Genomic DNA, 9,102 nt, shown 5'->3' with positions numbered 1-9,102 from the left:
CGTTGGATATCTTTGAAGGATATTCTTTACTCCCGATATGCTCAGTCCATCTGAGTGAATAAGAAATCTTGAGTTGGAATCGTAATGAAAACGTTGCGTCTTATATGTCTGCGGCCTTCCAGATAAATACCCGGTAACCGGTAATGGATAAGTCATCTTTCCTTCAGGTGCATACATATAAAAACGGATATTCCCTACACAGCTATACACAAACTCTTTAGAATGGTAATACGCTTTAATGATCGCTACTGCAGCGCCACGTTTTTTCTGAAGAGCTTCATTACAAAGACTCATGAGGGTTTCAACGTCCTCGTGGTGATGCTCTTCAACTATATCGACGACAACATGAGACGATTCATAAGCAAACTTACCACTACCTAAACCATCAGCCAAAACACAGATAAAGTAATCGCTTGTAGAGGTATAGAAATAACTATCCCCACAATAAGGATTTCCGTTTTTCGATACTTGCTCTGCATAAAGCTCTATATCATTTTGTTGAAGATAAGCCATTAATAATGACTCTCCGAATCGTTCATCTCTTCCTGAATGGCTTCCCTAAGCTTTTTAATCGCTCTTCTTTGTAAACGGGAAACATGCATTTGGGAAATACCGAGCTTCTCGCCAGCTTCTTTTTGGCTTAAATTTTCTAAATAGGTGTGTTGTATAATATCCTTTTCCCTGTCGGAAAGAACGTGAAGAACTTTCTCAAGAACGAGTCGCTGATTGACTTTCTCGTAACCCTCATCCTGATCTCCCACAATATCCAATATGGTAACTGTACTTCCCTCTGAATCGGCTTCAATCGAGTGATCCACCGATAACGCTTGGTAACTTCTTCCCATTTCCATTGCTTCGAGAACTTCCTCTTCGCTCACTTCCAGATATTCAGCAATTTCATGAACTTGAGGAGAACGTTCTAATTTGTTTGTTAACTCTTCGACCGTAGATTTAATTTTCGGACCAAGCTCTTTAATTCTTCGAGGAACATGTACGCTCCACGTTTTATCTCGTAAGAACCTTTTTATCTCTCCAATGATTGTTGGAATCGCAAAGGCCTCGAATGATCTACCGAAAGATTCATCGTACCTTCTGATTGCACCAAGCAATCCAATCATCCCTACTTGGATAATGTCTTCGTGGAAAGATCTTCCCTTCGAATATTTCCTGGCAATGGATTCAACAAGATTCTGGTAATGTAAGATCAGTTGACTTTGTGCATCGTCATCTTGTTTTTCCTGATAGTCTTTGATCCATTGTAATACTTTTTCTTTTTGGGCCTGCTGGTTAGGTTGAGATAGTTTTTTCATCCCTCTCCACCTGCTCCCCTGATAGGAATTTAGTCATAAAGACTGTTACTCCCTCCTTGTGATGCACTTTTACATCATCCATCAAGCTCTCAATAAGGTAAAGACCTAACCCACCTTCTCTTAAGAACTCCACTGAATGATCGGCATGGTAAGGACCAACAGCACTGCGAATTTCTTTGAAATCAAAACTTTCACCGTGATCTGCCACCATAACCTCAAGACGGTCCTCATATAGCGCGAATCCAACAACCACTTCTCCGTCATTGTCTTTATACGCATGCTGAACCGCATTTGTGATAGCTTCACTAGTAGCAATCTTCAAATCCTCAATTGCATCGTAGTCAAATCCCATACGACTTGCAATTCCTGAAAGCGTCAAACGAATGACCCCGACATATTCCGGCTTTGCGGGGATCTTCATCTCGATGTAATCAAAAGCTTTCATCATTCCACGCCACCTTCTACCTTGGAATTAATATTCATAATATCCCCTAAACCTGTAATATCAAACAGTCTCTGCAGACGATCGGATAAGCCGATTAGATTTAATTGCCCACCGCGACCTTTAACTGTTTTGAAAAGACCAACAAATACACCTAATCCAGTACTATCCATATACGATACGTCTGAAAGATCAACTGTTATATCTTTATTATCAGCTTCAGCAGAGGGTTGAAGCGTTTCTTTAAGCTTTGGTGCTGTATATGCATCGATTTCACCAGCTACTTTAACGAGTAGCTCGTTCTCTTTTTCTTTCATATCTATTGATAAGTTCATAAAAAGACCACCTTTTTGGCAACATTTATAATAAGTCTTTGTACATTTACCCTATTTATTACAAGAATAAACTTTATTTATGAATTTCTTTTAATGATGATTAGAGTGAAATCGTCTCTAAGCTCAAAGTGCTGCAGCTTCTCGAGTTGTTTGTATACATTATTGACAATCTCTTGAGGAGGAAGGTGATTGTACTGGCTTATCAATTGAACCAAATCTTCCCTTTCAATGAAGCCCTCTTCTGAACGACACTCTGTTACTCCATCAGAGAGAAGAATGATCATGTCCCCTGTCTCAACCCGTCTCTCGTATTGTCGGTACTTTGCTTTCTTATCTACACCTAATAGAAGACCTTTGGCATCAAGATCTTCAAATTCGTCGGTTGATGCTCTATAAAAAAAGCCAGGTTCATGCCCAGCTGATGAGTATGAAAATAGATGTTCCGACGAATTGTACACACCGTAAAACATGGTTATGAACATACTTGCATCCACATTTTGTTCCACTACTCTGTTTAAGCTTTCCAAAACAGCATTGGGTTCATTCCGGTACTCCGGTAAACTATCCATGGCATACTTGATCATGGACATACAAAGAGCTGCGGGTATACCCTTACCAATTACATCAGCAATGGCAACGCTGACGTTATTGTTCTCATCCTGAACAAAGTGATAGTAATCCCCATTCATCTTTTTGGCAGGCACACTTACAGCTCCAATATCCAAACCTTCTACTGAAGGGATGACGGTCCCTAGAAGGGTTTGTTGCATATTGGATGCTACATCTATTTCGTTATTTAATTCTTGTTGTTTTGTACGTAGACTTTGATGCTCCCGATAAGCAAAACCGTAGCCTATCATGACTTCAAGTAAAATATCGAAAGAGTGTAATACCTGATGCGGTATATCGGGCTCCATTTCCAATATTACACTCTTATGGAGACTTATGATCTCCTCTGGTGAAACATGATGCTCAATTGATTTACGACTGAATTTCTGTCCTAAATAAAGAGCTTTTTCATCTTGTTCATTTAGGTAATGCTCAATAATTTCTCTATATTTAGAGTCCATTAAATCTCTGAAATTCATATAACTCCCCCTAGCGGAGCCACTTAGTCGCCCTAATGTCTGTTCCTTCTCCCGGTACAGACTCAACGTTGAACTCGTCCATTAAACGCTTTACTCCAGGCAAACCTGCTCCTAATCCGCCTGATGTGGAATATCCATCTTCCATTACTTTTCTAATATCTGCGATTCCGGGTCCTTCGTCCAAGGCGATAATTCGTACACCCTTTTTCCCGGCATCGAATAATTTTTCTATGCAAATCTGACCGTAGCCAGCATATAAATAGATGTTCCTTGCTAATTCGCTGATAGCCGTAGTGATACGAGCTTGGTCAACGGTACCGAATCCGAGCTCTTTCGCTACATTCCTTCCTAACTGGCGGGCAGCAACGATGTCCCATTCATTCGTGATCTTCACGCAGGATTGGCTATCCATACCTAGTCCCCCAGTTCCAATTGTAATTTCTCCAGACCTTTTTCCAAATCCAGAGCGGTCAGAACGTCCTCTAACCTGATTCCAAGCTCAATCAATGTTATCGCTACAGCAGGCTGGATGCCGGTAATGACTACCTTCGCCCCCATTAACCTTGACATGTTAATGACATCCCCAAGAACCTTAGCAATGAATGAATCTATAAAATCAATGGAGGTAATATCGATTACTACCCCTCTGGCACTCGTTTCATGAATCTTATGGAGAAGATCTTCTTGAAATTGAAGGGCTGTTTGATCATCAAGCTCCCACTGAATGGAAATCAGCAAACAATCGTGCAGCTTTAAAATTGGTATTCTCACTCTAATCCCTCCGCCGAAACTATTTTTCGATTTGTCATTTCAAGAGCCTTTTCAATTCCTTTTCGTAACGTACTATTAGTACTGAATTGATTTAAATCAATTCCTAAGTTTACAATCGTTTGTGCGATTTCAGGTCTGATCCCAACCAACATGCATTTCGCCCCTACTAATCGAACAGCTTCAGCTGCCTGGATGATATGATGGGCTACCATTGTATCCACAACAGGTACTCCGGTGATATCGATTAACACCACTTCCGCTCTATGCTTCACTACACCGTTTAATAGATTTTCCATAATCAATCGCGCTCGTTCTGTATCAATCGTTCCCACAAGCGGCATCACAGAAATTTTTTCGAAAACAGGTATCAGTGGTGCAGACAATTCCTGCAACGCTATTTTTTGAAGTGAAACAGTTCTTTCCCATGACTCTGTATAAGCACTGATTACTTTATTATTCATCGGCGTTAACCATTTATCGAACTTCTCAACTTGTGCCGCATAGTTTTGATCTGTAATAATACCTTCTTTCATCATGCCTTCGTAAACCACTTTACCAAAAGTACTTAGAGCCGATGTCACAAAGGTCAGTGGCCATCCTAACCTGACAACTTTTTCAGCGAAATCTCCCAACCGGCTATTGAACTCGTTGGAATCCCTTAGGTTAGAAACAATCATTTCTACAAACTCATGGCTTGTCTTAGTAAAAACTTGATCTGAAACAACTTGAAGAAACTTCTCATCCGCTTCGTTCCTCATTCGTTCCATCCAAATACTAGTGATATCTGATTTATTATTCTGAATATAATCCGTGACTTCACTAAACATTTAGTTCTCCCCATTCTATCATATGAAATTTGAACTTCGTATTTATGCCGAATGATGTAACTTAATTTTAAAGTAGTTTACAACAGTGTACTAAAAAATGACGTAATTACTTTTATAGTAACAAATAAATACAAAAAAGAAAAAAACTATGCCTTTTCGGGTATTTTTAATTCTTACTTTTCCCATTATAAATTGTTTACGGTGTTTTGTCATAAAATTGACTATATTTCCATTATCCATATTCTTCTTTTGGGGTTAATTGGGACTGGAACTCTCCTTCTAAAGAAAAAAGACAAAACAAAAAGGCTTAATGATCATACATATTGTTGATCAGCAAGCCTTCTGGTTTGAAGTTATATTGTTCCTACTGTATAACATGATAAAGTATCTACACGACGAAAAGCTCATGGTTAAAATTGAATCAGGCCCACGCTGATTTGCAGGGCGTCATCCACTTTTTCCATCATCTCATCATCCAAGTGCGTAATCTTATCGGTAAGACGTTGTTTATCAATCGTTCGAATCTGTTCAAGCAAGATAACGGAATCACGTTCAAAGCCATAACGTTTTGCATCAATTTCAACATGAGTAGGCAGTTTCGCTTTTTGAATTTGAGCGGTAATGGCAGCTACAATAATTGTGGGACTAAACCTGTTCCCTATATCATTTTGAATAACAAGTACCGGCCGAACTCCGCCTTGTTCTGATCCTACAACAGGAGAAAGGTCTGCAAAATATACGTCACCACGCTTTACAATCAAAGGATTAACCCCCGCTTACTAAGCGTTCGACTGTATGTTCTGCCTCATATTCTGCTTGAATCGCCTCTGAAGCAATTGCGAGATTAATCTTAGCCATTTCCATATAGCCGCGTCTCATAGATTCACGTAATTGTCTTTTCTTACGCTCTCTTAAATACATTTTGGTTGCACGATAAATAAACTCATTGCGATTCACATTTTCTTGATCTGCAAAGCCGTCTAATTCTGTAACGAGCTGTTGCGGTAGACGAATTAAGATTTCTGTTGTTGCGCTGGATTCAGACACAAACTACACCTCCACCAATCACTACATACCGTTTCTGTTCATTAACATATTTATCATACCATCAATTAAGGGGAATGAAAAGTTAATTTATCAATCTCTTCTATTATCCACCATATAAAATACTAATTATTCATCAAATTGGTTGTTATTTTCCTGTTGACCGTGAATACTTGTGGATAAGAGTTTATTCGATACTTCCGTCGGCTCCCCGTTTCGCATATAGATACGCGGCACTCTCGTGGAGATCATACAAGGGATCTCATAGTTAATGGTATCAAGCTTATCTGCGATTTCATCCATTGTAATCGCTTCTTCACCCTGTTTGCCTATTAACGTTACACGGGTACCCATTTCAAGAAATCCAGGCAGCCGAATCATACATTGATCCATACAGATCCTTCCAACAATTGGAACCCGTTTACCGTTTACAATGACGTCCTGACCTTGTAATTTACGCAGCCATCCATCAGCGTATCCGATAGGAATCGTCCCAATCCATTCTGCCTCACCCGTTTCATAAGTAGCCCCATAGCTTACTTTCTCTCCAGCTGAAAGTTCTTTTGTATGAATAAGTCTTGAATGAAGAGAAAACACTTCTTTTAGAGGAAAAGGCAGCTCGGGCTTCATCTCTTGAGATGGAGTCAGTCCGTACATGGCAATTCCCACCCGCACAGCATTGAAGAGGGTGTTGGTTTTCCTTAATGTAGCGGCACTATTTGAAGAATGGATATACGCTGGTGATGAATTCAATTGATTCAGCATGTATTCAAATCGAGCCAATTGCCGATCAAGATAGTCATCGTTCAACTCATCTGCCGTGGCAAAATGGGTAAAGATCCCTTCAATATTAAATCGGGAATGAGCTTGAACATATTGTTCGATACCCTTTAATTCTTCGATGGAACGAACGCCTATCCTCCCCATCCCGGTATCACACTTGATATGAAGGTTTAATCGATCTCCTTCTGACAGCTCATTTTCGGCTTCCACAAGCCACGCTTGGTGGAAGGTCGTTAACGAAATATCCATATCGGCAGCAATCTTCACATCTTTCGGTCTGGTAGCTCCCAATACGAGAATAGGAGCGGTTACGCCTGCTCTTCTTAAGGAAATCGCTTCGTCTAAGAATGCAACAGCCAAGCCGTGTGCCCCGGCATTAAGAGCAGTAAAAGCAGTTTGCACATCCCCATGCCCATAAGCATTCGCTTTCACAACCGCAAACACTTTCACATCTTCAGGGATATGGCCTCTAATCTTCTTTACGTTTTCATATAAATGATCTAGGTTGATTTCTGCCCATGTATCACGAAAAAATTGCGTCTGGGTTTCCACTCTGTTCACTTCCTCATATCTTTACACAAAACATTGTCATTCTATTCAAGAATACCATTGATTATTCATATTATCATTCATTGTGTCAAATGGATTTTTTGGAGAGGGGGGAAGGATAGGGCACCGCGTGAAGTAATAGTGGTATTTCTAATGGTAAGAAGGGATTCGTGGATGTTGTTTAATGGGGACTTGTGAACGTTCCCTAGTGGTTTTGGATAATATATTTCATCCCCACACCAAGGAAAGAGGCGAACCAGATGGGCCCGCCCCGTTCAGTTATTTTATTTCACCATTGAACCTTGTACGGATTGAGCTACCATCACCATCTCAGAAGGAGTCAGATCATTGGAGGCAAGCATATAGTCCACTCCGTTATTGGTCCATCTGATTGACTGCTCTGTCATGGCCGCTACTGTGAATCCAAGGTCCACTAATTCACCTTTAAGAGAAGTAGAAACCGTCATCGTTGGAACGACCGTTGTTTTTTCTTGTACGATTGTGAAGGACTTTTCACCATCATACGTTAAGATTACACGTTTACCCGTATCGGTTGCGACTTCTTTTTCTTCAATTAATTCGGTGCCGGTGATTTCTGACATTGGGTAAAGAACTGTGAATTCTGTGTCCTCTACATTTGCCGTAACCGGTACTTCAAGCTGGGCACCTGTCATGTTTTTCTTCATGTCGAAGTCTTTTTTATCAAATGCAGCTTTCATATCCATCTTGGAGAACTCTACTTTCACAAGTGGATTTTTATCTGAATCCAATACATTTACGGATGCCGGAGTCAGGTCTTTCTTGTTAAAGGCAATCTCTTGAGTCGGAAGCATCTGACTGTTTTGATAACGTGTCTTCGTGTTAAAGATGTAGTGATCTTTTGTCTCTTTGAAAGTAGCCTCTTTATCCTCTAACACATCTTGCACAAGCGATTCATACAAGTACGCCTGGCTGCTATTTTCAGGCCAGTTGCTTTGGAATCGGAAGCTTTTGTTCAGTGCCGGCGTAAGGACGAATACTCCCTCATCATTACGTAAGATCATTTGACTCTGATCTTTCGCAGCGTTCTTTAATGCCACTCGATAATAATTAGGGTCATTATGCCACACTTCCACATCATAGGTTTGAGGCTCGTCGCCCACCTGCAGGGTCATTTTCGCATCCGCTTTGTACCCCTTCATATCCTCTACTTTAGCCTTAAGATCCTTGGTTACATCTTCTTTCGATTGTTCTCCACAAGCAGCCAGCATAAGCACCGCTAACATGGCCATCACTAGTATCACTAGCTTTTTCTTCATTTTTTCAACCCCTTTTGTCCCAGGATAAACGTAATTGAGAGAGGGGAAAGCCAGCCGTCTAAGAATGGACGATTCTTATAGAATGCCCCGTTCATTAGTCCAATTGCAATTCGCCAAAGAACCGCGATTGTTAAACACCTGGCCTTGTCTCTCTTATTGCACTACTGAATATATGAGACAACCTGAAGGATTATGCTAGTGAAGATGACAAGCTTGAAATAATTTTCACTCTTCGATGACCACCTGTGCAGCCGCAAATTCCCGGCTATGAGTGATGGATAAATGGGCGTTCGCCCCCTCTGGCTTAGAAAAATAAGGCTTTCCGTTCGGGTCCTTACTGATTTCAATATCCTGAAAGGAGAGTGCTGTCCCAATTCCCGTTCCATTCGCCTTGGCAAAAGCTTCTTTGGCTGCAAATCGTCCAGCTGCGAATTCAACCTTGCGCTGCTCGTTTAATGTAGAGAAAGCATCCTCCTCCTTAGCTGTTAAAATTCTCTTAGCGAACTTCGGCTGTCGTTCAATCATCCTCTGAATGCGCCCTGTTTCAACAATGTCCAATCCTATTCCTTTTATCATATGCGATTCCCCTTCTACTCTTGTCCTGTTATGCATATTTGTATAATGAACTATACTCGTGATTTTCAACGTTTTCTTA

Annotated in this window: 13 protein-coding genes; all 13 read right to left on the bottom strand. The window is 40.7% G+C overall.

Annotation, left to right across the window (positions count from 1 at the left end):
- On the bottom strand, nucleotides 1-513 hold a 513-nt coding region (locus tag ACXAF2_RS22970; RefSeq protein WP_475142070.1), incomplete at its 3' end, for a PP2C family serine/threonine-protein phosphatase.
- Nucleotides 513-1,310, bottom strand: coding sequence for an RNA polymerase sigma factor SigB (sigB, locus tag ACXAF2_RS22965; protein ID WP_475142069.1), 798 nt, complete (start codon nucleotides 1,308-1,310; stop codon nucleotides 513-515). The genes ACXAF2_RS22970 and sigB, both read right to left, overlap by 1 nt.
- Nucleotides 1,288-1,755, bottom strand: coding sequence for an anti-sigma B factor RsbW (gene rsbW / locus ACXAF2_RS22960; protein ID WP_282139240.1), 468 nt, complete (start codon nucleotides 1,753-1,755; stop codon nucleotides 1,288-1,290). Before rsbW ends, sigB begins: the two co-directional genes overlap by 23 nt.
- Nucleotides 1,755-2,087 carry an anti-sigma factor antagonist gene (locus ACXAF2_RS22955; protein ID WP_475142067.1) on the bottom strand — a complete coding sequence of 111 codons (333 nt, stop codon included), beginning with the start codon at nucleotides 2,085-2,087 and terminating at the stop codon, nucleotides 1,755-1,757. The genes rsbW and ACXAF2_RS22955 overlap by 1 nt, the downstream gene beginning before the upstream one ends.
- A gap of 77 nt (nucleotides 2,088-2,164) precedes the next feature.
- Entirely contained in the window at nucleotides 2,165-3,175 is a 1,011-nt protein-coding gene (locus tag ACXAF2_RS22950; RefSeq protein WP_475142066.1) for a SpoIIE family protein phosphatase, read from the bottom strand.
- 10 nt (nucleotides 3,176-3,185) lie between these two features.
- Nucleotides 3,186-3,587: an anti-sigma regulatory factor gene (locus tag ACXAF2_RS22945; protein ID WP_034763056.1), complete on the bottom strand. Its 402-nt coding sequence runs from the start codon at nucleotides 3,585-3,587 to the stop codon at nucleotides 3,186-3,188.
- 2 nt (nucleotides 3,588-3,589) lie between these two features.
- A complete protein-coding gene (locus ACXAF2_RS22940) occupies nucleotides 3,590-3,946 on the bottom strand; it encodes an STAS domain-containing protein (RefSeq protein ID WP_044340427.1) in 357 nt (118 codons plus the stop codon).
- Nucleotides 3,943-4,773, bottom strand: coding sequence for an RsbT co-antagonist protein RsbRA (locus ACXAF2_RS22935; protein WP_148971294.1), 831 nt, complete (start codon nucleotides 4,771-4,773; stop codon nucleotides 3,943-3,945). Before ACXAF2_RS22935 ends, ACXAF2_RS22940 begins: the two co-directional genes overlap by 4 nt.
- 410 nt (nucleotides 4,774-5,183) lie before the next feature.
- Nucleotides 5,184-5,534 carry a type II toxin-antitoxin system endoribonuclease NdoA gene (gene ndoA / locus ACXAF2_RS22930; RefSeq protein ID WP_034763063.1) on the bottom strand — a complete coding sequence of 117 codons (351 nt, stop codon included), beginning with the start codon at nucleotides 5,532-5,534 and terminating at the stop codon, nucleotides 5,184-5,186.
- A 4-nt stretch (nucleotides 5,535-5,538) separates the two neighbouring features.
- Nucleotides 5,539-5,820 (bottom strand): CopG family ribbon-helix-helix protein, encoded by a 282-nt coding sequence (locus tag ACXAF2_RS22925; RefSeq protein WP_032085355.1) that lies wholly within the window; start codon nucleotides 5,818-5,820, stop codon nucleotides 5,539-5,541.
- Nucleotides 5,821-5,946: 126 nt separating this feature from the next.
- On the bottom strand, nucleotides 5,947-7,152 hold the full coding sequence (alr, locus tag ACXAF2_RS22920) for an alanine racemase (protein ID WP_475142064.1): 1,206 nt from the start codon (nucleotides 7,150-7,152) through the stop codon (nucleotides 5,947-5,949).
- A 281-nt stretch (nucleotides 7,153-7,433) separates the two neighbouring features.
- Nucleotides 7,434-8,447, bottom strand: coding sequence for a LolA family protein (locus tag ACXAF2_RS22915; RefSeq protein ID WP_475142063.1), 1,014 nt, complete (start codon nucleotides 8,445-8,447; stop codon nucleotides 7,434-7,436).
- 225 nt (nucleotides 8,448-8,672) lie between these two features.
- Nucleotides 8,673-9,023, bottom strand: coding sequence for a holo-ACP synthase (acpS, locus tag ACXAF2_RS22910; RefSeq protein WP_475142061.1), 351 nt, complete (start codon nucleotides 9,021-9,023; stop codon nucleotides 8,673-8,675).
- Between the last annotated feature and the right edge of the window lie 79 nt (nucleotides 9,024-9,102).

This window comes from Rossellomorea sp. ABR4_004, assembly GCF_056159585.1.
This window is presented reverse-complemented; position numbering and strand designations above follow the sequence as displayed.